General features: G+C 72.3%; 20 protein-coding genes and 1 riboswitch. Of the genes, 4 read left to right on the top strand and 16 right to left on the bottom strand.

Features of this window, described 5'->3' with window-relative positions:
* Window positions 1-47 precede the first annotated feature (47 nt).
* Window positions 48-995, bottom strand: a complete 948-nt coding sequence (locus ABZ444_RS38965; protein ID WP_358008503.1) for a LysR family transcriptional regulator — start codon at window positions 993-995, stop codon at window positions 48-50.
* A gap of 77 nt (window positions 996-1,072) precedes the next feature.
* Here ABZ444_RS38965 and ABZ444_RS38970 point away from each other — a divergent pair, with 77 nt between their 5' ends.
* Window positions 1,073-3,316, top strand: coding sequence for a M64 family metallopeptidase (locus tag ABZ444_RS38970; protein WP_358008506.1), 2,244 nt, complete (start codon window positions 1,073-1,075; stop codon window positions 3,314-3,316).
* Here ABZ444_RS38970 and ABZ444_RS38975 read toward each other — a convergent pair.
* The 9 genes from ABZ444_RS38975 to ABZ444_RS39015 all read right to left on the bottom strand — a co-directional run bounded on the left by ABZ444_RS38975 (window position 3,263) and on the right by ABZ444_RS39015 (window position 12,912).
* The gene (locus tag ABZ444_RS38975; protein ID WP_358008509.1) at window positions 3,263-4,255 is read right to left on the bottom strand and encodes an aminoglycoside phosphotransferase family protein; all 993 of its coding nucleotides are present in this window, start codon (window positions 4,253-4,255) and stop codon (window positions 3,263-3,265) included. The genes ABZ444_RS38970 and ABZ444_RS38975 overlap by 54 nt on opposite strands.
* An 18-nt stretch (window positions 4,256-4,273) precedes the next feature.
* Entirely contained in the window at window positions 4,274-5,101 is an 828-nt protein-coding gene (locus tag ABZ444_RS38980; protein ID WP_358008512.1) for an aldose 1-epimerase family protein, read from the bottom strand.
* 54 nt (window positions 5,102-5,155) lie between these two features.
* Window positions 5,156-6,154 (bottom strand): LacI family DNA-binding transcriptional regulator, encoded by a 999-nt coding sequence (locus ABZ444_RS38985; RefSeq protein ID WP_358008515.1) that lies wholly within the window; start codon window positions 6,152-6,154, stop codon window positions 5,156-5,158.
* Window positions 6,135-7,544 (bottom strand): GH1 family beta-glucosidase, encoded by a 1,410-nt coding sequence (locus ABZ444_RS38990; protein ID WP_358008518.1) that lies wholly within the window; start codon window positions 7,542-7,544, stop codon window positions 6,135-6,137. The genes ABZ444_RS38985 and ABZ444_RS38990 overlap by 20 nt, the downstream gene beginning before the upstream one ends.
* Entirely contained in the window at window positions 7,541-8,371 is an 831-nt protein-coding gene (locus tag ABZ444_RS38995) for a carbohydrate ABC transporter permease (protein WP_358008521.1), read from the bottom strand. Before ABZ444_RS38995 ends, ABZ444_RS38990 begins: the two co-directional genes overlap by 4 nt.
* Entirely contained in the window at window positions 8,368-9,324 is a 957-nt protein-coding gene (locus ABZ444_RS39000; RefSeq protein WP_358008523.1) for a sugar ABC transporter permease, read from the bottom strand. Before ABZ444_RS39000 ends, ABZ444_RS38995 begins: the two co-directional genes overlap by 4 nt.
* 55 nt (window positions 9,325-9,379) lie before the next feature.
* Entirely contained in the window at window positions 9,380-10,720 is a 1,341-nt protein-coding gene (locus ABZ444_RS39005; RefSeq protein ID WP_358008526.1) for an extracellular solute-binding protein, read from the bottom strand.
* A gap of 452 nt (window positions 10,721-11,172) precedes the next feature.
* The gene (locus ABZ444_RS39010; RefSeq protein WP_358008529.1) at window positions 11,173-12,429 is read right to left on the bottom strand and encodes an RNA polymerase sigma factor; all 1,257 of its coding nucleotides are present in this window, start codon (window positions 12,427-12,429) and stop codon (window positions 11,173-11,175) included.
* 45 nt (window positions 12,430-12,474) lie between these two features.
* On the bottom strand, window positions 12,475-12,912 hold the full coding sequence (locus tag ABZ444_RS39015) for a YciI family protein (RefSeq protein WP_358008532.1): 438 nt from the start codon (window positions 12,910-12,912) through the stop codon (window positions 12,475-12,477).
* Between the two features lie 157 nt (window positions 12,913-13,069).
* On the opposite strand from ABZ444_RS39015, the gene ABZ444_RS39020 reads away from it, so the two are divergent.
* Window positions 13,070-13,888, top strand: a complete 819-nt coding sequence (locus ABZ444_RS39020) for a methyltransferase (protein WP_358008535.1) — start codon at window positions 13,070-13,072, stop codon at window positions 13,886-13,888.
* A 53-nt stretch (window positions 13,889-13,941) separates the two neighbouring features.
* Here the strand turns inward: ABZ444_RS39020 and ABZ444_RS39025 are convergent, their stop codons facing one another.
* The 3 genes from ABZ444_RS39025 to ABZ444_RS39035 form a co-directional block, all read right to left on the bottom strand.
* Complete coding sequence (locus ABZ444_RS39025; RefSeq protein ID WP_358008538.1) at window positions 13,942-14,637, bottom strand: CHAP domain-containing protein; 696 nt, start codon at window positions 14,635-14,637, stop codon at window positions 13,942-13,944.
* A gap of 12 nt (window positions 14,638-14,649) precedes the next feature.
* Window positions 14,650-14,787, bottom strand: a riboswitch (cyclic di-AMP (ydaO/yuaA leader).
* Window positions 14,788-14,904: 117 nt separating this feature from the next.
* On the bottom strand, window positions 14,905-15,858 hold the full coding sequence (locus ABZ444_RS39030; RefSeq protein WP_358008541.1) for a Gfo/Idh/MocA family oxidoreductase: 954 nt from the start codon (window positions 15,856-15,858) through the stop codon (window positions 14,905-14,907).
* Between the two features lie 19 nt (window positions 15,859-15,877).
* On the bottom strand, window positions 15,878-16,699 hold the full coding sequence (locus ABZ444_RS39035) for an aldo/keto reductase (RefSeq protein WP_358008544.1): 822 nt from the start codon (window positions 16,697-16,699) through the stop codon (window positions 15,878-15,880).
* A 97-nt stretch (window positions 16,700-16,796) separates the two neighbouring features.
* Between ABZ444_RS39035 and ABZ444_RS39040 the strand changes: the two genes are divergently transcribed.
* Window positions 16,797-17,741, top strand: a complete 945-nt coding sequence (locus ABZ444_RS39040) for a hypothetical protein (RefSeq protein ID WP_358008546.1) — start codon at window positions 16,797-16,799, stop codon at window positions 17,739-17,741.
* Window positions 17,738-18,916 (top strand): DUF6716 putative glycosyltransferase, encoded by a 1,179-nt coding sequence (locus ABZ444_RS39045; protein ID WP_358008548.1) that lies wholly within the window; start codon window positions 17,738-17,740, stop codon window positions 18,914-18,916. Before ABZ444_RS39040 ends, ABZ444_RS39045 begins: the two co-directional genes overlap by 4 nt.
* Here ABZ444_RS39045 and ABZ444_RS39050 read toward each other — a convergent pair.
* From ABZ444_RS39050 to ABZ444_RS39060, 3 genes are read right to left on the bottom strand one after another with little or no spacing between them, the layout of a single operon-like run.
* Window positions 18,900-20,135 (bottom strand): polysialyltransferase family glycosyltransferase, encoded by a 1,236-nt coding sequence (locus ABZ444_RS39050; RefSeq protein ID WP_358008551.1) that lies wholly within the window; start codon window positions 20,133-20,135, stop codon window positions 18,900-18,902. The two genes, ABZ444_RS39045 and ABZ444_RS39050, sit on opposite strands and share 17 nt — an antisense overlap.
* Window positions 20,135-21,121 (bottom strand): glycosyltransferase family 2 protein, encoded by a 987-nt coding sequence (locus tag ABZ444_RS39055; protein ID WP_358008554.1) that lies wholly within the window; start codon window positions 21,119-21,121, stop codon window positions 20,135-20,137. The genes ABZ444_RS39050 and ABZ444_RS39055 overlap by 1 nt, the downstream gene beginning before the upstream one ends.
* Window positions 21,122-21,124: 3 nt before the next feature.
* A complete protein-coding gene (locus ABZ444_RS39060; RefSeq protein WP_358008557.1) occupies window positions 21,125-23,161 on the bottom strand; it encodes an N-acetylneuraminate synthase family protein in 2,037 nt (678 codons plus the stop codon).
* Between the last annotated feature and the right edge of the window lie 26 nt (window positions 23,162-23,187).

The raw sequence follows: 23,187 nt of genomic DNA on the forward strand, positions 1-23,187 counted from the left end.
AACCCCCCCGCGCATCGCGGCCAGGCGGGAGGGGCGCGGGGGCGAGGTCAGGAGGGCAGGGGCGGGCGGCCGTAGCGGGTGGTCCAGGCGGTGTAGACCGGGCTGCGGGCCGCCACGGCGGCGTGGGCCGCGCGGGCGCTCTCCAGCAGCGCCGGCGCGTGCGCGGCGAACGACGACCGCCAGACGAGCACCTGGCGCATCCACAGCGGGTTCCCGCGCAGCGGCAGCACCGACACCCGCTCGCCCGGGTCGTAGAGCGCCTGGCAGGCCGACACCGCGTGCCCGGCCGCGATCAGCTCCCGCCGCACCCCGGCCTCCACGAGCTGGTACCGCCCGCGCGGCGTGAACCCGGCCCGCCGGCACGCCTCCAGCAGGTGCTCGGGCCAGCCCATCCCGTCGGGCGGCGGCAGCACCCACGGCTCGCCCGCCAGCTCGGCCAGCTCCACCTCGGTACGCCCGGCCAGCGGATGGGCGGCGGGCAGCGCCACGAACACCGGCTCGACCGCCACCACGCCCATCCCCATGGCCGGGCCGAGCCGCAGCTCGTGGTCGGGGTAGTCGGCCACCAGCGCCACGTCGAGCCGTCCGTTGGCCACCATGTCCACCAGCACCCGGACGTAGTGCTCGGTCTGCAGCGTGATCCGCGCCTCGGGCAGCGCGCCCGCCAGGTTCGCGACGAGGGGCACGACGACGGGGTTCTCGAAGCCGCCCACCCGGATCGCCTGCCCGGCCAGCTCGTACGGCCCCGCCGCCAGCAGGTCGTCCACCCCGGCGAGCACCACCCGCGCCCTGGCCAGCACGAACTCCCCGAACGCGGTGGCCGCCACGCCGCGGTGGTCACGGGTGAAGACCGCCCCGCCGAGCAGGCGCTCGATCCGTCCGAGCTGGGCGGTGAGCGCGGGCTGGGAGACGCCGAGCGCCGCCGCGGCCCTGGTCACACTGCCGTGGTCGGCGATGGCGCGCAGCGTCCTGAGATGTCTCAGTTCGAGCTGCATCCCGCAGAAGCTATCACTCCGGAGTTATGCCCTTATGGGATGAGACTGCCGCATCCATCGGGCCGATAGTGCATGACATGCGTAGATTCGCGGCCCTGATACTGGCCGCCGCCGTCCTGTATGTCCCATCCGCCCATGCGTCGGCGGCCGCCGACGGGCCCGGCGCGGCCACGGTCGTGCCGGTCCAGGTCACCGGCGCCCCGGTCAAGCGGTTCAACCTGATCGTCATGGGCGACGGCTACACCGAGGCCGAGCAGGCGAAGTTCCGGGCCGACGTGGACCGGCACCTCAACGTGATGTGGTCGATCGAGCCGTTCAAGACCTACCGCGACTACATCAACGTCTACCGGATCGACATCGTCTCCGGCGAGTCCGGCGTGAGCTGCGACCCCGGCCTGGACGCGCCCCGCCGTACCACCCCGCTGAGCATGGGCTTCTGGGGCGGCTGCAACCCCGGCAGCGTGCAGCGACTGATCACCATGGACAACTCCGCCGCCACCCGGTACGCGAACCTGGTCACCGGGACGACGTCCGGCAACCGGCAGATCCTCGCCCTGGCCAACAGCGGCACCTACGGCGGCGCGGGCGGCAGCTACGCCACCGCCTCGGGCAGCAACTCCATGTCCGCCCTGATCAGCCCGCACGAGCTCGGCCACTCCCTCGGCGGCCTCCAGGACGAGTACGACTACTACCAGCGCGGCGTCCCCGGCGGGACCTACGGCGGTTCCGAGCCCTCCAGCGCGCACCACAGCCTGCTGACCGGGCAGCAGATGCTCGACCAGCGCCGGAAGTGGTGGCGGTGGCTGGGCGAGGACAGCGAGTCCGGCGGCCCGATCGCCCGCTACGAGGGCGGCATGTACTACACGAGCGGCGTGTGGCGGCCGAGCAGACACTCCATGATGAAGACCCTCGGCTACTACTTCGACCAGGTCAGCCGCGAGGTCATGACCCAGCGCATCACCGCCAAGACCATGCTGGTCCAGGACTCCACGCCCACCGCCGCGCCCGTCGGGGCCGACCGGGTGCTCTGGGTCGAGCCGATGCGCCCGGCCGGGCACTCGCTGACCACCACCTGGGCCGTGGACGGCAAGAACCTGCCCGGCGACGCCGACGTCCTCGACCTGCGCACGCTGGGCCTGGCCGCGGGCACGCACACGGTCACGGCCACGGTCGCCGACCCCACGGAGTTCGTCCGGGACCCGGCGATCCGGACCGCCATGAGCAGGACCCGCACCTGGACCGTGGACACCACGCTCACCACGCCGCCCGACGGCGTCCAGGCCGCCGTCGTGTCGTCCACGCCGACGGACCGCCCGGCCGGACGCGACGCCGTCGTGTACGTCGAGACCACCCACCCGGCGGCGTCCGCCCCGGCCGTCGCCTGGACGCTGGACGGCCGGCCGGCGGGCACCGGCACCGAGTTCGACCTGGGCGCGGCCGATCTGGCGCCCGGCGCCCACATCCTCACCGCCACCCTCGGCGCCACCACGCTGACCTGGCAGGTCGACGCCGCCGCGCCCACCACCGGGTACGAGCTGTCCGAGCCGCTCGCCCGCTCCGGCGACACCTACGTCTACAACGGCCCGTTCACGATGAAGCTCACCGGCGACGACGACCGCGACGGCTACGTGGTCTCGGAGTCCCGGGTGGACGGCGACGGCTGGTTCAACTACTTCGGCTGGCCCACCTCCTCCGAGCTGCCCTGGACGTTCACCGAGGAGGGCACCGTCATCGACTCCCTCGTCTACGGCAAGCTGCCGCGCGGCCGGCACACCGTCGAGTACCGCTCGATCGACGCCGCCGGCAACTACGGCCAGGCCAGGAGCTTCACCGTCACCACCATCGCCCCGCCGCCCGCCTGCGACCGCACGGTCACCGGCGCGCACCGGGGCCCGCTCACCGTGACCGACGGCGTCACCTGCCTGAAGGACGCCCAGGTCACCGGCCCGGTCACGGTCAAGGCAGGCGCCTCGCTGGTGACCGACGGCGGCCGGATCAGCGGCACGCTCACCGCCGCCAGGCCCGAGGCCGTGCACCTGATCAGGACGCGCGTGGACGGCGCGCTTAGCGTCACCGGCGCGGCCCGGCTCACGGTCGTGGGCGCCGAGTTGCGCGGCGCGGCCGTGCTCACCGGCAACACCGCGCCGGTCCTGTCGGGCGTCACGGTCAAGGGCGCGCTCGCCTGCACCGGCAACACCCCCGGGCCGGCCGACCTCGGCGTGCCGAACCAGGTGAACGGCGCGGGCGGCGGTCAGTGCGGCAGGCCGTCAGCGGGCGTCAAGGGGAAGCCGTACGAGGCGGTCCAGGACGTCCGCCAGTGAGCTGACGGCCAGATCGCGGACCCTGGCGTACTCGGACTCCGGGTACTGCCGGGGTCCGTTCTCCACCAGCAGGATCAGGTAGAGGTAGGCGCGGTACAGGTCGAGCCGGACGCGGGCCGAGGAGGTCAGCTCCAGCGGCGTCACCTCGCGGTAGCCGGCCAGCAGCGGGTCGTCCTCGCGCAGCTCGTCGAAGATCGTCGGGGTGACGAACTCGGCGATCGGGTCGCCCCAGAACGCCCGCTCGTGGTCGATGATCGCCTGGATGCGCGGCTCGCCGGTCAGGTCGAGGAACACGTTCCCGGCCCACACGTCGAAGTGCACCAGGCACGGCGTGGTCACCTCGTCCAGCACCGGCGCGGCCCGCTCGAAGACCGCCATGATCTCGGCGGCCGGGCTCGGCAGCGGCGCCGGGTAGCGCTCGGTGTCGGCCAGCAGCGCGCCCACCATGGCCAGGAACGCCGCCCGCCAGGTCGAGCCGACGATCCCGGCATGCGGGTAGCCGAACACCTCGCCGGTCACCGCGTTGAAGGCGGCCAGGTGGCGGCCGAGCTCCCGGCGCAGCGCCTGCTCGCCCTCGGGCTTGACGTCGTTCCAGGAGACGCCGTCGAGCGCGGTCAGCATCAGGTAGTCGCCGCCGAGCACCGGGTCGTCGAACCCGGCCACCAGCAGCTCGGCCATCGGCACGCCCGCCGCGGCGGCCAGCTCGTAGGCGGCGGCCTCCATGCGCAGCAGGTTGCGCTCGTAGCTGAGCTGGTCGAGGTCGGGCGAGGGGGAGAGCTTGAGCACCACCTCGCGGCCGTCCTCCAGGGTCAGCCGCCACACGGCGTTGGCGTAGCCGTCGGTCAGCTCGGTGGCCGTGAAGACGCCCGCCCCCACGGCCCGCCGGGCCAGCGCGTCGAGCTCGGCGGGCGATAAGCGGCGCTTGGTCCTGCTGTCCACGCAAGGCCCCTTCCGGGTTCAGGCGACGCTGATCGTCCAGCTCGCCACGTGTTCGTCGCCCGGCCGCAGCACGACCAGGTCGGTGCCGGAGTTGAAGGCGTCGGGCGGGCAGGTCATCGGCTCGACCGCGACGCCCTCGTAGCCGAGCTGCCGGCTCGTGCAGACCTGCACCCACGGCAGCACCGCCGGGTCCCAGCCGACGCGCACCGCGCCCACCCGCACCTCGCCGCGGTCGAGCCCGGTGAAGGCGTGATCGATCACGGTGTCGCCGACCGGACGCGGCTTCCTGAAGTCGTACGGGGTGCCGGCGACGTCGGCCAGGCCGGCCGGCAGCAGCCGGTCGTCGGTCGTCAGGTAGCGGGCGGCGGGCAGCTCCAGCTCCTCGCCCAGCAGCCACGGGTGCGGCCCGCAGCCGTAGGGGGCGTCGGCCTCGCCGGTGTTGCGGGCCGTGACCGTCGTGGTCAGGCCGCCGGCGCCGAGCCGGTGCTCGGCCGACAACGCCAGCGTGAACGGGTAACCGGGCGCCTCGGCCAGCTCGTACGTCAGGCGCGCCCGATCGGCCTCGGCCTCGGCCACCTTCCAGTCGACGACGGCGACCAGGCCGTGCAGCGCGTGACCGCGGTCGGGCTCGGTCACCTCCAGCCGGTGGGAGCGGCCCTGGAAGGTGTAGCGGGCGCCGCCCACCCGGTTGGGCCAGGGAGCGAGGACGGTGCCCGCGAAGTAGGGGACCGGGCCCTGCTCGGGCCAGGCCGTCACCAGGTCGCGCCCGCCGTGCCTGAGCGTTCTGAGCGCGGCGCCGCGCGGGCTGATCTGCGCGGTGTAGCCGCCGCCTTCGAGCTGGGGCACGGGAGAAGGTCCTTTCGTCGGGCGTGCGAGCAGCCAGGCCAGGATAACGCCTGGTCAGGCGGACTCTCGGCGAACCAGGTGCGTGTCGAGGATCACCACGGGCTGGCGCAGCTCCTCGCCGTTGATGCGGGCCACGAGGAGCTGGGCCATCTGGCGGCCCATGGCCTCCGTGGGCTGGTGGACGGTGGTCAGCGGCGGATCGGCGTGCAGCGCGGCCTTGGAGTCGTCGAACCCGATCACGGCGACGTCGCGCGGGATCGCCTTGCCCGCGGCCTTGAGCACGCGCATCGCGCCCAGGGCCATCGGGTCGGAGGCGGCGAAGACCGCGTCGAGATCGGGATGGCTCTCCAGCAGCTCCTGCATGGCGGTGGCGCCGCTCTCCTCGGAGAAGTCGCCGAAGGCCACGATCTCCGGCAGGCCCGAGGGCAGCAGCGCGTCGCGGTAGCCGGCCAGACGGTCGACGCCCACGCCCATGTCCTGGGAGCCGGCGATCGTGGCGATCGCGCCCCGGCCGAGGCCCAGCAGGTGTTTGACCGCCTGCCGGGCCCCCGCCCTGTTGTCCATGTCCACGAAGCTGTAGGGGTCGAGGCCGACGGGCCTGCCGCCGAGCACGGTCGGCACGCCCATCTCCTCCAGCCTGCCCGGCAGCGGGTCGGCGCCGTGCAGCGACAGCAGCAGCACGCCGTCGACGTGCTGCCCCGTCAGGTAGGTCTCCAGCCGCTCGTGCTCCTCGGGGGAGCGCGCCATCGCCAGGATCAGCTGCAGCCCGGTCTCGGCCAGCGCCGAGCCGATGCCGCGGATGGTGCCGGCGAAGTACGGCTCGTCGAAGACCCGGAACTGGGACTCCGACACCACCAGGGCGACGGTGTCCGTGCGGCGCGTGACGAGGGCACGCGCCGCCCTGTTGGGCACGTAGCCCAGCTCGCGGATGGCCAGCTCGACGGCCTCGCGGGCCTTGGCGCTGACGTTCGGCGAGCCGTTGATGACTCTCGACACCGTGCCCCGGCCCACACCGGCCCGAGCCGCGACTGCCTCAAGAGTCGGTCGGTTCATGTCGCCTATTGTGCCGGATGATCTCCGAGTACCAGTGCGCGCTGTCCTTCAGCAGCCGCTCCTGGGTGTCGAAGTCGACGTGGACCAGGCCGAAACGCTTGCCGTAGCCCCAGGCCCATTCGAAGTTGTCCATCAGCGACCAGGCGAAGTAGCCCTGCAGGGGCACGCCCGCGTCGATCGCCTGCCGGCACGCGCCGAGGTGCGCCGCCACGTACGCCTGCCGCTGCGCGTCGTGGATGCGGCCGTCGGCCAGCACGTCGTCGAAGGCGGCGCCGTTCTCGGAGACCACCATCGGGATCGGCGGGTAGTCCCGCGCCACCCGGGTGAGCACCTCAACCAGCCCGTCCTCGTCGATCTCCCAGCCCATCGCGGTGACCGGCCGGCCGCCGTTGACGAACGAGACGTGCTCGCTGCCCACCCACGGCGAGGCCGTGTCCGTGGGGGCCGCCGCCGCCGACGTCCTGCCGCCGGGCGCGCCGGAGACCGTGAAGCGGCTGTAGTAGTTCACCAGCAGCACGTCGATCGGCGCGTTGATGATCTTCATGTCGCCCGGCCGCACGAGGTCGTCGTCGATCGGGATGTCGTTCAGGACGTCCTCGGGGTAGCGGCCGGTCAGCAGCGCGTCCAGGAAGAACCGGTTCTGCAGGCCGTCGATGCGGCGGGCCGCGTCCAGGTCGGCCTCGCTGCCGGTCTCGGGGGAGATCGCGTACAGGTTGACGCAGCCGCCGGCGCGGCGCGCGTCCATCGCCTGGACGGCCAGGCCGTGGGCGAGGTTGAGGTGATGCGCGCCCCTGATCGCGTTGCGCGGCTCACGCCGGCCCGGGGCGTGCTCGCCCGAGGCGTAGCCGAGGAACGCGGCGCACCACGGCTCGTTGACCGTGCTGAAGGTGTGGACGTGGTCCTTCAGCGCCTCGTGCACGATCGTGGCGTACTCGGCGAAGCGGTAGGCCGTGTCGCGGTTGGGCCAGCCGCCCTTGTCCTCCAGTTCCTGCGGCAGGTCCCAGTGGTAGAGGGTCAGCCAGGGATCGATGCCGCTCTGCCGGAGCTCGTCCGTGAGCCGCTTGTAGAAGTCCAGGCCCTTCTGGTTGACCGCGCCCGAGCCGGTCGGCTGGATCCGCGGCCAGGACACCGAGAAGCGGTAGGCCGTCAGGCCCAGGTCCGCCATGATGGCGACGTCCTGCCGGTAGCGGTGGTAGTGGTCCATGGCCACGTCCCCGTGGTGCCCGTTGAGCACCCGCCCCGGGGTCTTGGTGAAGGTGTCCCAGATGGACGGGCCGCGCCCGTCCTCGGTGACCGCGCCCTCGATCTGGTACGCCGAGGTGGCCGCGCCGAACGCGAAACCGGGAGGGAAGCGCAGCCCAGGACGGATCTGTTCCTCTTGTGTCGTCACGCCTTGACCGCACCTTCCATGAGTCCGCCGACGATCTGGCGGCCGAATGCGACGAATACCGCGATGAGCGGAATGATGGACAGCGCGGTACCCGCGAAGATCAGCGAGTAGCTGGTCGAGTAGCGCGCGTTGAGCGAGTTGATGGCGATCTGCACGGTCGGGTTGTCCGGGGTCAGCACGATCAGCGGCCACATGTAGTCGTTCCACATGAGCATGAAGGTGTTGATGCCGAGCACCGCCATGCCGGGACGCACGGCCGGCAGCACGACGTTCCACCAGATCCGCAGCGTCGCCGCGCCGTCCACCCTGGCCGCCTCGACCAGTTCGTTCGGCACGGCCTGGCGCGTGTACTGCGTCATCAGGAACACGCCGAACCCGTTGAGCAGGTACGGCAGGATGATGGCCTTCAGCGTGCCGGTCCACTCCAGGCTCACCATCATGCGGTAGAGCGGGACCACGCCCATCTGCTGCAGCGGCACCGCCATCGTCAGCAGCACGAGCAGCAGCAGGATGTTGCGGCCCCTGAACCGCAGGCTGGCGAAGGCGAACCCGGCCAGGGTGGAGATGATCACCACGGACACGGTGACGATCGCCGCGCTGACGAAGGAGTTGGTCAGGCCGAGCAGGAAGTGCGCGTCCTCGTTCTCCAGCACCGCGACGATGTTCTCGCCGAGGTTGCCGCCGGGCAGGAACTTCGGCGGCACCGACACGGCGTCGGAGTTCGTGCGAGAGGCGATGACGAGCATCCAGTACAGCGGGAACGCCGACAGGAAGATGGCCACCCCGAGCATGACCCGCGTCATGACGGTCGGTTTCCAGCCGGTCACTTGGCGCCTCCGATCCGCCGGACGAACAGGAAGTTGACGGCCGCGCCGATGAGGATCAGCAGGAACAGCAGCCAGGCGGCCGCCGCGGCATAGCCGTAGTCGAACTCGCGGAAGCCCTGCTTGACGACGAACATCGCCACCGTCTGGAACTGGCCCTGCGAGCCGCCGTCCACGTTGCCGTTGTAGAAGGTGGTCGGCTCGGAGAACAGCGTCAGGCCGCCGATCGTGGAGTTGAGCACCACGAAGATCATGGTCGGGCGCAGCATCGGCAGCGTGATCTGCCAGAACTGGCGCCGCCGGGAGGCGCCGTCGATGGCGGCCGCCTCGTACAGGTCCTTGGGGATCGTCTGCATGCCGGCCAGGAAGATGATGGCGTTGTAGCCCGTCCAGCGCCAGTCGACCATCGCGGCGATGGCCAGCCAGGACGGGAAGCGCTCGGCCCGCCAGTTGATCTTGTCCCCGCCGAACCAGCCCAGGACCCAGTTGACCAGGCCCCAGTCGCGCGCGAACAGCTGCGTGAACACCACCGCGACCGCGACCACCGAGGTGACCAGCGGCAGCAGCACGCTCATGCGGATCGGCAGGCGCCAGCGCAGCTTCTTGTTCAGCGCGTTGGCCAGGAACAGGGCCATCAGCATCTGCGGGATCGTGGCGAGCAGGAAGATGCCGACGGTGTTGGTGACGGCGTTCCAGAAGTCCTCGTCGGCCAGCAGCGCGGCGTAGTTGCCCAGCCCGGCCCACTTGGTGTCGCCGGCCAGGTCGTAGTCGTAGAGCGAGTAGTAGAGCGTGAAGGCCAGCGGGAACAGCCCGAAGGCGGCGAACAGCAGGAAGTACGGGGACACCAGGGCGTACGGCATGGCCTTGACGTCGAGTCGAGAACGCCAGAGGCGGCCGGGCGGGCGGTCGCGGCGATGGTTGTTCCGCGCCGCCCGCGGAAGGGTGTCGAGGCTCATAACAGACCTTTCAGCGGCAAGCCCGGCCCGCTGGCGCGGGCCGGGCGGGGGAAGATCAGCCCGCGGCCTTCACCGCGTCGTCGACCAGCTGCTGCCAGGCCTTGTCGTAGGCCACCGAGCCGTCGTCCATGCCCTGGATGACCGACTCGACCGCGTTCTTGACCTGCGCGTGCTTCACCCCGAGGAAGACCGGCTGCAGGCTCTCCGCGGACTTGGCGAAGATCTCACCGATCGGGGCGTCGCTGAAGAACTCGTTCTTCGCGCCCTGCACGGCGGTGTCGGCCTGGGCCTTGCTGTTGCTCGGCATGTTGCCGAAGTCGGTGAAGATGCTCGCCTCGGTCTGCGCGCTGGTCAGGTAGTCGGCGACCTGCGCGGCCTCCTTCGGGTGCTTGGACTGCTTGGGCACGGCCACCCACGAGCCGCCCCAGTTGCCGCCGCCGCCGGGCACCGAGGCGACGTCCCACTTGCCCTTCATGCCGTCGCCGGCGTTGCCCGAGACCACGCCGAGCATCCAGGACGGGCAGCCGACCGTGGCGAAGGCGCCCTTCTGGGTGCCCGCCGCCCACTCGTCGGTGAAGTTGCGCAGCTTGGCCGTCAGGCCGGACTGGCTGAGCTTGGAGGCGAAGTCGAAGCCCGCCTTCACCGCCGGGTTCTTGTCGACGATGAGGTTGTTCTCCTTGTCGAAGTAGGCGACGTTGCCGTTCTTGGCCGCCTCCTGGTACAGCACCACGTTGTAGAGCGTGTTGGTGCCGTCGGTGAACTTGGTGTCCTTCACCTTCGCCTGGAACTGCTGGCCGACCTTCATGAAGTCGTCCCACGTCGGCCACAGGGCGGCGACCTTCTCGCGGTCCGTGGGCAGCCCGGCCTTCTTGAACAGGTCCGCGCGGTAGCACAGGCTCATGCCGCCGATGTCGGTGCCGAGGCCGAAGATCTTGCCGTCGGCCGTCACGCCGTTCTCCCACTTCCAGGCGGGGTAGTCGGCCTTGCGGCCGTCAAGGCCGTACTCCTTCAGGTCGGCCCACCACTCGGGGTGCGCCTTGGCCAGGCCCATGCCGCCCTCGTCGATGCCGACGACGTCGCCCGCGCCGTTGCCGGACTGCAGCCACTGGATCATCTGGGGCCAGTACTGCTGCTCGAACTGGTCGGTCAGGTGCTCTTCCTTGATCTGGATGTCCTTGTGCTCGGCGTTCCACTTCTCGATGGCGTTCTTGTAGCCGAAGTTGGAGCCGCCGCCGAAGGTCTGCACCCGGATGGTGACGGGCTCGGCCGCCGCCGCGGAGGAGGCGGGACTGTTGCCGGCGGCCGGCGTGTCGCCGCTGCCGCACGACGCGACGGTCAGCGCCGCCGCGGCCAGAGCTGAGGCCGCGGCCAGACCGCGACGCTTGCTGATCATCATGGGGGACCCCTTCTCGGGTGACTGATGGGAGGTGCACCGCGGCACGCGCTCCGCCGCGGTGGGAGTCTTTGGGAGCGCTCCCACAAAGGGTGCACTTACCGGCTGTGTCCGTCAATCCGCCGAAACGGAACCGTTACCAATCGTGCGTTTTGCCACCCAGAATCAGGATTTAAGGGGGTAAAGGGTGTGAAGGGCTGTTTGGGAGCGCTCCCACCTCAACAGACATCTTTCATGCCGCATCAAGGGCATGTCGCCCGGACCCTCCGGGCTTGCTCCCGGTCAGGTCCGGCTGTCACCGAGCGTGACGGCCGCCTGGCACGTTCCAGCGCCCGGCCCGACACCCCGCCCGGTCCAGCACCCAGCACAGCGTTCGGCCCCGTGCCCGCCCCAGCGCCCGCCCCAGCGCCCGGCCCAGTGCCGGGCACTGCGCGCGGTCGATGGGGAGGGTGCGCTCAGCAGGCGGCGGCGCGCTCGTGCAGCAGGGCGCGCTCGCGGGAGTTGCGGGTCATCGAGGCCGCCCGCTCGAACTCGGCCCGCGCCTCGCCGCGCCGGCCCAGCCGGAACAGCAGGTCGCCGCGGACGCTCGGCAGTAGGTGGTAGCCCTTGAGCGACGGCTCGTCCACGATCTGGTCGAGCAGCTCCAGGCCCACGGCCGGGCCGTAGGCCATCGACAGCGCCACCGCGCGGTTGAGCTCGACGACGGGGGAGCGGGCCAGCCGGGCCAGCGACTCGTACAGGCCCGCGATGCGCACCCAGTCGGTGTCGCCGGGGTCGAACGCGCGGGCGTGGCAGGCCGCGATCGCGGCCTGCAGCGTGTACGGCCCCGCCGCGCCTGCCGGCTCCTCGGCCCGCTCCTCGGCCAGCCTCTCGGCGCGTGCCAGCGCCGCCAGCCCGCGCCCGATGAGCAGCCGGTCCCACCGGGTGCGGTCCTGCTCCAGCAGCAGCACCGGCGCGCCGGACGGCCCCACCCGGGCCGCCGCCCTGGACGCCTGGATCTCCATGAGCGCGACCAGCCCGTGCACCTCGGGTTCGGCGGGCATCAGCCCCGCCAGCACCCGGCCCAGCCGCAGCGCGTCCTCGCACAGGCCGGGCCGCATCCAGTCGTCGCCCGCCGTCGCCGAGTAGCCCTCGTTGAAGATCAGGTAGATGACCTCCAGCACGGACGACAGGCGTCCGGCCAGCTCGGCGCCCTGTGGCACCTCGAACGGGACCTTCCGGTCGGCCAGGGTGCGCTTGGCCCGCACGATGCGCTGGGCGGCGGTCGGCTCGGGCACCAGGAACGCGCGGGCGATCTCGTCGGTGCTCAGGCCGCCGAGCACCCGCAGCGTCAGAGCCACCCGCGCCTCCATCGACAGCGCCGGATGGCAGGCGGTGAAGACCAGCCGCAGCAGGTCGTCCTCGATCTCGTCGGGCTCGGACGGCTCCCCGGCGGTCTCCAGCCGGTGGCCCAGCTCGGCCAGGTTGCGGGACATCCGCTCGTTCCTGCGGATCAGGTCGACGGCGCGGCGCTTGGACACCGTCATCAGCCAGGCGCCCGGGTTGCGTGGCACGCCCGACCCCGGCCACTGCTCCAGGGCCGCGACCAGCGCGTCCTGGGCCAGTTCCTCGGCCAGGCCGACGTCGCGGACCAGCCCGGCCAGGCCGGCGATGAGCCGGGGCGCCTCGATCCGCCAGACCGCCTCGATCGCCCGGTGGGTGTCGGAAGCCATCACCGGCTCATGACACCAGCACCGTCCTCGGTCCGCAAGCCGGGGTCAGCTCTCCTGCCCGCCCAGGCGCCGGCGCATGGCCTTCTCCCGCTCGATCTCCGCCGGGTCGGAGGAGGCCGCGTCGGGCGCGTCGGAGGCGTCGTACACCCGCCACACGTCCAGCCCGGTCCCGTCGTGGCCCTCGGGGACGGGCACCCGCATGGCCCATTCCAGGGCCTCCTCCCTGGACTTCACCTGGATCAGCCAGAACCCCGCGATCAGCTCCTTGGCCTCGGCGAACGGGCCGTCGATCACCGTGGCCCGGCCGCCGCTGTAGGCGATCTGCGCGCCCTGTGAGCTCGGGTAGAGCCCCTCGGCGGCCAGCAGCACCCCCGCCTTGGCCAGCGCCTCGTTGTAGGCGTGCATGTTGTCGACGAGCTCCTGGCTGGGCAGCGCCCCGGCCTCGGTCTCCGCGTTGGCCTTGCCGACGATCATGAATTTCATCCTGCACGTCCCTTCCGTCCGCGGCCCCTGGGCGGAGCCGGTCTCGCCGAAGCGTCGAACGGGCGCCGGCCGGATCGACACGCGGGCGCGGACCCGTCCGTTCCCAGGGCACCGTACCGGTCGAGCGGCCGCGTGGCCGATGTGCCATCCTCGCCCCATGCCCCAACCCGCACAAGACGCCCCCGTCCCCAACCGGGCCCTCTGGGACGAGCGCGCCCGCGTCCACGGCTCCACCTCAGCCGACCGGTTCTACGACGTCGACGCCTTCCTCGCCGGCCGGCAGACCCTCTACGCGCTCGAACGCCGCCTGGCCGGCGACGTCGCCGGAAAGGACCTGCTCCACCTGCAGTGCCACTTCGGCCTGGACACGCTGAGCTGGGCACGTCTCGGAGCGCGGGTGACCGGCGTGGACTTCTCCCCGGTGGCGGTCGCGCGCGCCCGCGACCTGGCGGCCAGGGCCGGGCTGGCGGCCACGTTCGTGGAGGCCGACACGCAGCGGCTGCCGGAGTCGCTGGCCGGCGGCTTCGACGTGGCGGTGGCCACGTACGGCGTGTTGTGCTGGATCGGCGATCTGGGCGCCTGGATGCGCGGCGCGGCCATGGCGCTGCGGCCCGGCGGGCGGCTGGTGCTGGTCGACCTGCATCCGGCCTACCAGACGGTGGCCTCGCTCGACCCGCTGGTGGCCGACTGGCCCTACGGCGGCGGGCAGGCCCACCGGGAGACGGTGACCGGCACGTACGCCGACGCCGGAGTGGTGACCGAGGCCCACGAGGCGGTCGAGTACCCGTACTCGGTGGGCGAGATCGTCACCGCGGCGGCGCGGGCCGGGCTCACGGTGGCCGAGCTGGGCGAGCACGTCGAGACCGACATCGACCCGCGCGGCCTGCTGTCCGAGGGCGCGGACGGCCGGTACCGGTTCCCGTTCGGGGACTCGCACCTGCCGATCCTCTACTCGCTGGTGGCGGTCCGGCCCTGAGACGCGGCGAGCGCGCGTCCCTCGTGCGGGACGCGCGCTCGGAGCGGGGGAGGTCAGCTCGCGTACTGGGGGTATCCGTAGCCGACGACCTGCGACTTCGGACGGACGCGCTCCTCTACCTTGCCGTTGCCGGTGTTGCCCTCGACCGTGGAGATCGTGCCGTCGTGGTTGTCCTTGACGACGAAGCCGACGTGCTGGATGGCGTCCAGGCTCTTGCTGCCGCCCCAGGAGAAGAAGACCACCGCGCCGGGCCTGGCCTCGGCGCCCCAGCGGTCGTTGGCGGCGAACCACTTGGCGTGGGCCACGGTCCAGGCGTCCCAGCCGACCTGCGGGCGGGCGCCGGTCTGCTCGCCGACCCAGGAGACGAAGATCGAGCACCAGGGCGCGTTCAGGTACATCGCGCGGGTGCCGCCGTCGCGGGCGATGGTCTCGGCGGCGCGCCGGGAGTCGGCGTACCACTTCTGGAACTTGGTGCCGCCGCCGTAGGCGTTCTCGGAGGTGCCGACCTGGGACTTGGCCATGGCCAGGACCTGCTCGGCGGTGACGTTGACCTGGGTCTCCTCCGCCTTGCGGGTCTGGGCGGCGGCCTGCGGCGCGACGGCCGAGTGGCCGGTCGCGGCGGCCGGGCCGGTGCTGTCGGCGGCGGCGGCGGTGGCGTGGCCGCCGATGGCGGAGGCGAGGATGGCCGCGCCGAGCGCGGCGTGGGCGTAGTTGATCTTCGGGGCACGGATGGGACGGTGCGTGGCCATCGAGGGCATTACTCCTTGCTTCCATGCCGCTTACCGGGTTAGCTGACGGGTTCGGACGTGGAAGCTGCCCTACGGCACCGAAGTGCCGATTCACCCCAAAGGACGTGGGTCCCCGGTTCCGCCCGGAGGCGGATTCAGCGGTCACAGGACGATCCTGTGAAATGTCTTGCGATGGTTGGACAAAGCCGGTCAAACCGGACGTCTGCCGCGAGATGCCCCATAAGGTAATACATCGGGCAAGAGCAAGGCAAATGCCTAAAGGTCCAGCTAGGAGAGCTGGGCCCTCGCTTCGGCCAGAAGCCCCATCATGGCAAGGGATTCGTCAAGCGGCATGACCGCGCTCTCCGTCCGGCCCTCGATCGTGGCCGCGCGCACCTCGCGCAGCTCACCCGCGTAACCGTTGTCGGCCGGGTCGAGCACCAGCTCCTCCGTCTCCATCGACGGCCCCGACAGCAGCACCCGCTGCGGCGCCCAGAACGGCGCCAGGATGTCGGCCCGCATCGACGTGCCCACCACGCTCGCGTCGTTGGGGTGATGCGCCAGCAGCGACACGTCCACCAGGGCCCGCCGCCCGCCCGGGTACAGCAGCAGCCCGCCGGCCTCGGCGTCGACCCCGCTGGGCGCCAGCGAGCCGGCCACGCGCAGCTCCGCGGGCATGCCGAGCAGCAACTGGGCCAGCCCGAACGGGTAGATCCCCAGGTCGAGCAGGGCCCCGCCGCCCAGCTCCGGCGCCCACAAGCGGTGGGCGGGGTCATAGGGCAGCGCGAAGCCGAACGAGGCCCGCACCGACCGGATCTCACCGAAGCGCGGATCGGCCGCCACCCGCTGGATGAGCGGGTTGAAGCGCATCCACATGGCCTCCATGAGGAAGACCCCGGCCGCGCGGGCCAGCGCCACCATGCGCTCGGCGTCGGCCACGTCGGCCGCCAGCGGCTTCTCGCACAGCACCGACTTGCCCGCCGCGATGGCGGCCTCGGCCACCTCCAGGTGCTGGGCGTGCGGCGTGGCGACGTAGATCGCGTCGACGGCCGGATCGGCGCACAGGGCCTCGTAGGAGCCGTAGGCGGACTCCGCGCCCAGCTCGTCGGCCAGCGCCCGCGCCCTGAGCGGGCTCCGCGAGCCGACGGCGGCCACCCGCATGCCGGGCTCGGCCACGATGGCCGCCCCCACGGTACGCGCGATGCCGCCGGTCGCCGCTATTCCCCAGGTGAAATCTCGCACGACCGAGATCGTAGAGCGCTCAGGTCAGGTTGAACGAGTCGGGGTCGGGCCCGATCCGCCGCCCCGCGTTCATCGCGCCGATGGCCGCCATGTCCTCGGTGTCGAGGATGAAGCCGAACACGTCGATGTTCTCCTCGATCCGCGAGGGCGTGACCGACTTGGGGATCACCACGTTGCCGAGCTGCAGGTGCCAGCGGAGCACGATCTGCGCGGGCGTCTTGCCGTACTTCTCCGACAGCACGCGCAGCGCCGGGTCGGCCAGCAGCCCCTTGCCCTGCCCGAGCGGGCTCCACGCCTCGGTCAGGATGCCGTTGGCCTCGTGGAAGGCCCGCATCTCGCGCTGCTGGAAGTACGGGTGGAGCTCGATCTGGTTGATCGACGGCGTGATGTCGGTCTCCTCCATCAGCCGGGTCAGGGTGGCGACGGTGAAGTTGGAGACCCCGATGGCCTTGACCCGGCCGTCCCGGTAGATCTTCTCCAGCGCCCGCCAGGCCTGGACGTACCTGTCCTGCTCCGGGGCCGGCCAGTGGATCAGGAAAAGATCTACGTAGTCGAGGCCCAGGCGGGCCAGGCTCTCGTCGAAGGCCTGCTCGGCGCGCCCGTGGTCGCCGTTCCACAGCTTGGTGGTGACGAACACCTTCTCCCGTGGCAGCCCGGCGGCGCGCACGGCCCGGCCGACGCCCTCCTCGTTCTCGTAGGCGGCGGCGGTGTCGACATGCCGGTATCCGGCGCGCAGCGCGGTCGCCACCGCGTGCTCGGCGTCGTCGGCAGAGACCTGCCAGACGCCGAAGCCGAGTTGCGGTATCTGCACACCGTCGGTGTTGAGCATCAGCGAGTTCATACCCTCCATTGTTCACGTGTCGTTTCGTGCGGCTTAAGCAGGCCGGACTACCTTGAGGCGGGTCGTGCAAGGCCATCCACCGGCTGGGGGAAACAGAGTGGGCAGACAGGCGTCGGCCTGGGTGGAGTCTCCGCTCCAGATGCTGTGCGCCGTCGAGGCCCACCATGCCGGGCTGCTCGGCCCGGACACCGTGGTGGTGCCGCGCGCCGGCCTGCGTCCGCTGCGCGCCACCCGCAAGGAGCTGCGCCGCCTCGACCTGCCCGCCGGCCTGGTGCTGGACGAGCCGCGCGAGCGCATGCCGCGCCGTGTCCAGGCCGTGGGCGACGCGTTCTCCGGCAAGGTCCAGATGCGCTGGCTGACCTCCGATCCCGGCCGCATCGTCGTCGTGGACGACGGCCTGGCCACGCTCAGGCTGCTCGAACTGCTGGCCGCCGGGCCGTTCCGGCCGCTGCTGCGGGCGCGGGCGGCCCCCTCGCGGGCGCGCGCCCTGCTCGGCCTGGCCGCCGCGGTGCGGCTGCGGATGAGCCGGGTGTCGGTCTTCACCGCCCTGCCCGTCCCCGACGAGCTGGCCGCCGCCGTCCGGGGGGCGGGGGTCGACCTCGTCCGCCACGACTTCGCCTGGCTGCGCGCCCAGCCGCCGAGCGCCCAGGGGCCCGCCGAGCGCACGGTCGTCCTCGGCACCTCCCTGGTCCGCAACGGCCTGGTCCACCGCGACCACTACCTGCGCTGGCTGACCGACCTGGCCGGGCGCGAGCCGCTGGCCTACTACCCGCACCGCCGCGAGGACCCCGTCGACCTGGCGCTGATCAGCGAACGCCCCGGCATCACCGTGCACGACGCGGGCGTGCCGGCCGAGCTGACGCTGCGCGGCCTCGACGCCGGCCAGCGGGTGCTCAGCCTGCCCTCGACCGCGATCACCTCGCTGCGGGTGCTGCTCGGCCCGCGCGGCGTCGAGGTCGAGCCGGTGGACGTTCCCGACGACTGGTGGACCAGCAGGGCGGCCCCCGGCCTGCGATCGCATTTGACAGGAGCTTCCAGGTGAGGGTGCTGGCGGTAGCCGACTCCGACTCGTATCTGAAGTGGGCGGCCTGCCTGCTCGACGACCTGCCCGCGGGCTGCGAGAGCGAGCTGGTGGTGGTGCGCACCCCGATCGCGCCCTCCCCGGAGCAGATCGCGGCGGCGGTGGGCGGGCGCGCGGCGCCCCCGGTGTTGTCGGCGCGGTCGCTGCGCCGCCTGGCCGAGCGCACCCGCCCCGACGCGATCCTGGTGGGCTGCACGGGCCCGGTCGTGGACGTCCTGGTGGCCGACGTGCTGGCCGGGCTGCGGCCGGCGGGCCGGGCACGGCCGGTGTTCGTCAGCGGGCTGCCCGGCATCTCGGTGCCGGCCACGGAGAAGGCGTGGTTGTTCCGCAGCGGCTGCGACCTGTTCGTGGTGCACAGCGAGCGCGAGGTGGCCGAGTTCACCGCGATCGCCGGCCGGCTCGGCGGGGGAGGGGCGGTCGGGCTGGCCCGGCTGCCGTTCCTGCGGCCCGGCGCGGTGTCCGGCGGCGGCGACCGGGTCGTGTTCGCCACCCAGGCCAAGGTGCCGCGGGCGCGGGAGGAGCGCGAGCGGGTGCTGACGGCGCTGGCCGAGCTGGCCGGACGCCGGCCCGGCCTGGAGGTCGTGGTCAAGCTGCGCGCCCTGGAGCACGAACGCCAGACCCACAACGAACGCCACCACTACCAGCGGCTGTGGCGCGAGATGGGCGAGCCGGGCAGGCTGACGTTCGCGGCCGGATCGATGCACGAGCAGCTGTCGCGGGCGGCCGGGTTCGTCACGGTCAGCTCGACGGCCGCGCTGGAGGCCGTCGCCATGGGCGTGCCGTCGCTGGTGCTGAGCGACTTCGGCGTCAGCGCCGAGATGATCAACCTGGTGTTCGAGGGCAGCGGCCTGCTCGGCACGCTTGACGACCTGGCCCTGGGCGACTTCCGCACGGCCGAGCCGCGCTGGTGCGAGGCCAACTACTTCCACCCGGCCGGCCGCGACGACTGGGCGGCCCGGCTGACCGGCCTGGCCGCGGACGGGACGCGGCCGCCGGCCCGCTCGCTGCTGGACGGCCCCGAGCACGCCGCGGCCCGCCGCCGGGCCCGGTTGCGGGTGGAGGTGCCGCCCACGATGTTGCGGGCGGGCTACCGGGCCAAGCGGCGGGTGCGCCGCTATCTCAGATCGCTGACCTGATCTTCCTGCGCAGCCTGGACAGCGCCGAGGGCGGCTCGGCCAGCCCCAGCGTCTCCAGGCGCTTGCGCCTGAAGTAGCGCCCGTCGAACGTGACGCCCGACGGGCGCAGCTCGGGATAGGCGTCGGCCTGCATGCAGTAGCCGACCGCGCGCACCAGCGCGGGCAGGTCCGTGCGCGGCGGCTCGTCGATCACGCCGTCGGCGCCCAGCCGGGGCAGCAGCGCGTCCACGATCGTGGCCGGCACCCTGTTGCTGTTCTCGTACGGCGTGAGCCGGTCGAGCACCAGGCCGGCGCCGAAGGAGGCGACCGGCAGGCCGAAGTAGCGCCGGGCGGTCACCAGGCCGGTGGAGAAGCAGCCGACGACCAGCTCGGGCCGCAGCGCCGCGAAGCACACCTCGGCCGGGACGCTCTCCCCGGCCACCGTCAGCCGCACCCCCAGCGGCCTGGCCGCCGCGCGCAGCAGTTGCGCGTGCCGGCGTCCGGCGGCCGGATGGGGCTTGAACACCACGTCGGTGCAGCCGCGGGCGGCCAGCGCGCGCAGCATCGAGGCGTGCAGCCCGGCCTCCTCCTCCGGCGTGACGATCTCCAGCGCCGACAGGTACTGGCCGAGGATCACCGCCTGCCCGCCGGGCAGGTCCGGCGCGGTGGCGGCCACCTCGTCCACGACCGCGAGGAAGCGCTCCTCGGGCAGCACGACGGGCGGCACGCCGTACTCGCTGAGCAGCAGCGGGGTCAGGCCGGGCACCAGGTCCAGGTGGAGCAGCCGCTCGATGCGGCGGGAGATCTCCGCGGGCAGCGGGTCGCGGGTCGGCCCGTAACTCATCAGGCCGTCGGAGTAGACGGTGATCGGGCAGTCGCGCACCAGGCCGGCGATCGTGCGCGCGGGCGGCACCGCGATCGACTCCAGCACCAGCTCCTCGACGTCGTCCAGCGCCAGGTGGGAGCGGATCAGCCGCTCGAACATCGGCACCTCGATGACCCGCGCCCGCCAGTCGGAGGGATGCAGCGGGGCGATCAGCTCGTTCCAGGAGTGCACCTCGTCGAAGCGCGAGCGCAGGGCGGCGAAACCGGGCGTGCCGTCGAGCGGCACCGACACCTCGGGGATCGCCGCGTTGTTCGACACGATCAGCACGCGCCGGCCGGCGCCGAAGCGGCCGTCGTCGATGGCCGCGGCCAGCGACATCGCGCCGAACAGCGTCGAGGCGTAGAAGACCTTCATCAGGAGTCCTCCCGATCCCGGCGGATCCGGACGTGGGGGCTGGGGGGAATGTCGGGCACCAGGGCGCGCAGCACGCCCTCCCGCTCGACGGCCATCCGCGACACGGCGTCGGCCACCAGGGCGGGCGGCAGGCCGCGGACCATCTGCGCGCCCCGTTCCTCGAACCGGGCGCGCAACGCGGGCGTGAACCGGCCCGCGAGCTCCAGGTGGTGGGCCAGCAGCGCGCAGAAGTTGCGCACCGCCTTCGGCAGGAACTCCGGCTCCAGGTCCTTGAAGACCAGCTCGAAGGCGTCGAAGAAGTGCAGCTGCCGCTCGTCGCCGACCTGCGTCAGCGACCCCGACACCAGCCGCCGGTAGAACACCCCGGCCATCGGCACCACCGCGAACGTGGCCGCCTCCCGGTGCAGCCGCCAGATCCACGGCCGGTCCTCGGCGGTGTGCAGCGAGCCGGGGAAGTGCAGCAGGTCCCGCAGCGAACGCCGGTAGACCCCGGCCCACGCGTACGGGTAGTCCACCATGGTCCGCACCCCCGCCGGCAGGATCGCCGAGCGGGGGTCGAGCACCACGCCGCGGCGCGACAGCGGGGCCCGGTGCACCACCCGCTTGCGCCCCTCCACCTGGACGTGGTCGACGCGCACGAAGTCGCAGCCGAGCCCGTCGATGGCCGCCACCAGCCCGGCCAGGTAGCCGGGCGCCAGCCAGTCGTCGCCGTCCATGAACGTGACGAACCGCCCCGAGGCGGCCGACAGCCCGGTGTTGCGGGCGTCGGCCAGGCCCACGGGGGCGGGGTTGCGCAGCACGGCCAGGCCGGGCAGGTCGCGGGCGAAGTCGGCGATGATGTCCGGGGTGGCGTCCACGGAGCCGTCGTCCACGACGATGAACTCGAAGTCGTGCCGGGCGTTGCGGGCGAGCGAGGTGAGCGCGTCGGCGATGAAGCGCTCACCGTCCCGCACCGGCACGACGACGGAGAGAGTGGTCGGCGTCATGACTCAGACGGTCACCCGGCGCAGCCGGGCCTTGGGCGCCTCCTCGCCGGGGAAGACGCGCTTGACGCCGTCGCCCATGGCCTGCTCGATGATGCGGATGTCGCGGACGAGATGCTCCAGCCCGGACGGCTCCAGCGAGGCGGCGTGGTCGGAGCCCCACATGGTGCGGTCGAGCGTGATGTGCCGCTCGACGCAGACCGCGCCCAGGGTGACCGCGGCCAGCGAGATCTGCAGGCCGCGCTCGTGCCCGGAGTAGCCGACCGGCACGCCGTAGCGCTCCTTGAGCGTGGTGATCGTGCGCAGGTTGGCCTCCTCCGGCGGCAGCGGGTACGTCGAGGTGGCGTGCATCATGATCAGCCGGTCGGTGCCGAGGATCTCGACCGCCTGGTCGATCTCCGACAGCGTGGACATGCCGGTGGACAGGATGAGCGGCTTGCCGGTGGCCGCCAGGGCGCGCAGCAGCTGGTGGTCGGCGACGCTGGCCGAGGCGATCTTGTGCGTCAGCACGTCCATGTCCTCGAGGAACTCCACGGACGGCACGTCCCACGGCGAGGCGAACCAGTGCAGGCCGCGCTCGTCGCAGTACTTCGCGATCTGCCGGTACTCGTCGTGGCCGAACTCGGTGCGCTCCTTGTACTCCAGGTACGTCATCTCGCCCCACGGCGTCTGCCTGATCTGGCCCTTCTGCTCCTCGGGCACGCAGATCGCGGGGGTGCGCTTCTGGAACTTGACCGCCTGGCAGCCCGCCTCGGCCGCCACGTCGATGAGCCGGCGGGCGAGGTCGAGGTCGCCGTTGTGGTTGATGCCGATCTCGCCGATCACGTACACGGGCTCGCCGTCGCCGACCAGCACGTCGCCGATCGCGACCGGGCCGAGCCGCGGCCGGGCCTTGGCTGCGGCGACGGGCGGCTCGGGCCGGGCGGCCACCACCAGGTCGCACAGCTCGCGCACCGCGCCGGAGCCGCCGGGCCTGGTCAGCACCACGCGGGCGGCGGCGCGCACGCGCGGGTGCGCGTCGGGGGTGGCGATCGGCCAGCCGACCTCGGCCATCGGGCCCAGGTCGTTGACGTCGTTGCCGACGTAGGCCACGCGCGCCGGGTCCAGGCCCTCGATGGCCAGCCAGTCGCGCAGCACGATGCGCTTCTCGGCCAGGCCCTGCAGCACGGGCACGCCCAGCTTGCGGGCGCGGGCGGCCACGACCGGGTTCTGCTCGGTGGACATCACCAGCACCTTGACCCCGGAGCGGCGCAGCAGCGAGACGCCCATCCCGTCCGAGCGGCTGACCAGGACCATCTCCCGGCCGTCGGAGTCGATGTAGGCGCGGTCGTCGGTGTGCACGCCGTCGAAGTCGGTGATGACCGCGTCCACGTCGATCGGCTCGGGCTTGTCGATGAACGGCGCGAGGGCCCGCACCAGCTCCAGGTCCTCGGGGTCGTCGACCTCGATGGCGTGCTGCGGCGGCACCGGCTGCACGGCGACCTCGCCGAAGAAGCGGTGGCCGTGCTCGCGCAGGCCGGCGGTGCGCATGACGTAGAAGGCGCCGTTCTCGCGGAACTGCGGCTCGCGGTCCTGCCTGCGCTGCCGTACGGCGGGGTCGTGGTTGACGCCCGCGCCCGCGGCCGTCCACAGGAACTCGTGCGTCGGCAGCCCGGACACGACCGAGTCGGCCTCGCCGTCCAGGACCTTGCGCACGGCCGCCGACAGGTCTTCCGGATCGATGAACGCGCTGGTGCACTGCACCAGGACGACCACGTCCGGGTCCGCGCCGAGCGCGTCCAGGGCGTGCAGCACGGCCGACTCGCTGGAGGCGGTCGCGCCGCTCAGCTCCTCCGGCCGCTCCACCACGGTCGCCCCCGCCGCGCGGGCGGTCTCGGCGATCTGCGGGTGGTCGGTGCTGACCACGACCTGGTCGACGAGCTCGGCCCGCAGGCATGCCCGTACCGCTCGGGTGACCAGCGGGACGCCCCCGACCAGGGCGAGGTTCTTCAGGGGTACGCCCGCCGAACCTCCGCGGGCGGGAACAACGGCCAGGACTCGCAAGTGTCTTCTCCTCAGTGCATCGGATC

It is taken from the genome of Nonomuraea sp. NPDC005730 (assembly GCF_040630865.1).
Classification (GTDB): Bacteria; Actinomycetota; Actinomycetes; order Streptosporangiales; family Streptosporangiaceae; genus Nonomuraea.

Bases quoted from the DNA above. Each gene is read 5' to 3' on its own strand.
- ABZ444_RS39010 (WP_358008529.1), bottom strand. From the start codon at position 12,429: ATGGCTTCCGACACCCACCGGGCGATCGAGGCGGTCTGGCGGATCGAG.
- ABZ444_RS39055 (WP_358008554.1), bottom strand. From the start codon at position 21,121: ATGACGCCGACCACTCTCTCCGTCGTCGTGCCGGTGCGGGACGGTGAG.
- ABZ444_RS39000 (WP_358008523.1), bottom strand. From the start codon at position 9,324: ATGAGCCTCGACACCCTTCCGCGGGCGGCGCGGAACAACCATCGCCGC.
- ABZ444_RS39020 (WP_358008535.1), top strand. From the start codon at position 13,070: ATGCCCCAACCCGCACAAGACGCCCCCGTCCCCAACCGGGCCCTCTGG.
- ABZ444_RS39005 (WP_358008526.1), bottom strand. From the start codon at position 10,720: ATGATGATCAGCAAGCGTCGCGGTCTGGCCGCGGCCTCAGCTCTGGCC.
- ABZ444_RS38970 (WP_358008506.1), top strand. From the start codon at position 1,073: ATGCGTAGATTCGCGGCCCTGATACTGGCCGCCGCCGTCCTGTATGTC.
- ABZ444_RS39025 (WP_358008538.1), bottom strand. From the start codon at position 14,637: ATGGCCACGCACCGTCCCATCCGTGCCCCGAAGATCAACTACGCCCAC.
- ABZ444_RS38985 (WP_358008515.1), bottom strand. From the start codon at position 6,154: ATGAACCGACCGACTCTTGAGGCAGTCGCGGCTCGGGCCGGTGTGGGC.
- ABZ444_RS39050 (WP_358008551.1), bottom strand. From the start codon at position 20,135: ATGAAGGTCTTCTACGCCTCGACGCTGTTCGGCGCGATGTCGCTGGCC.
- ABZ444_RS38965 (WP_358008503.1), bottom strand. From the start codon at position 995: ATGCAGCTCGAACTGAGACATCTCAGGACGCTGCGCGCCATCGCCGAC.
- ABZ444_RS39015 (WP_358008532.1), bottom strand. From the start codon at position 12,912: ATGAAATTCATGATCGTCGGCAAGGCCAACGCGGAGACCGAGGCCGGG.
- ABZ444_RS39035 (WP_358008544.1), bottom strand. From the start codon at position 16,699: ATGAACTCGCTGATGCTCAACACCGACGGTGTGCAGATACCGCAACTC.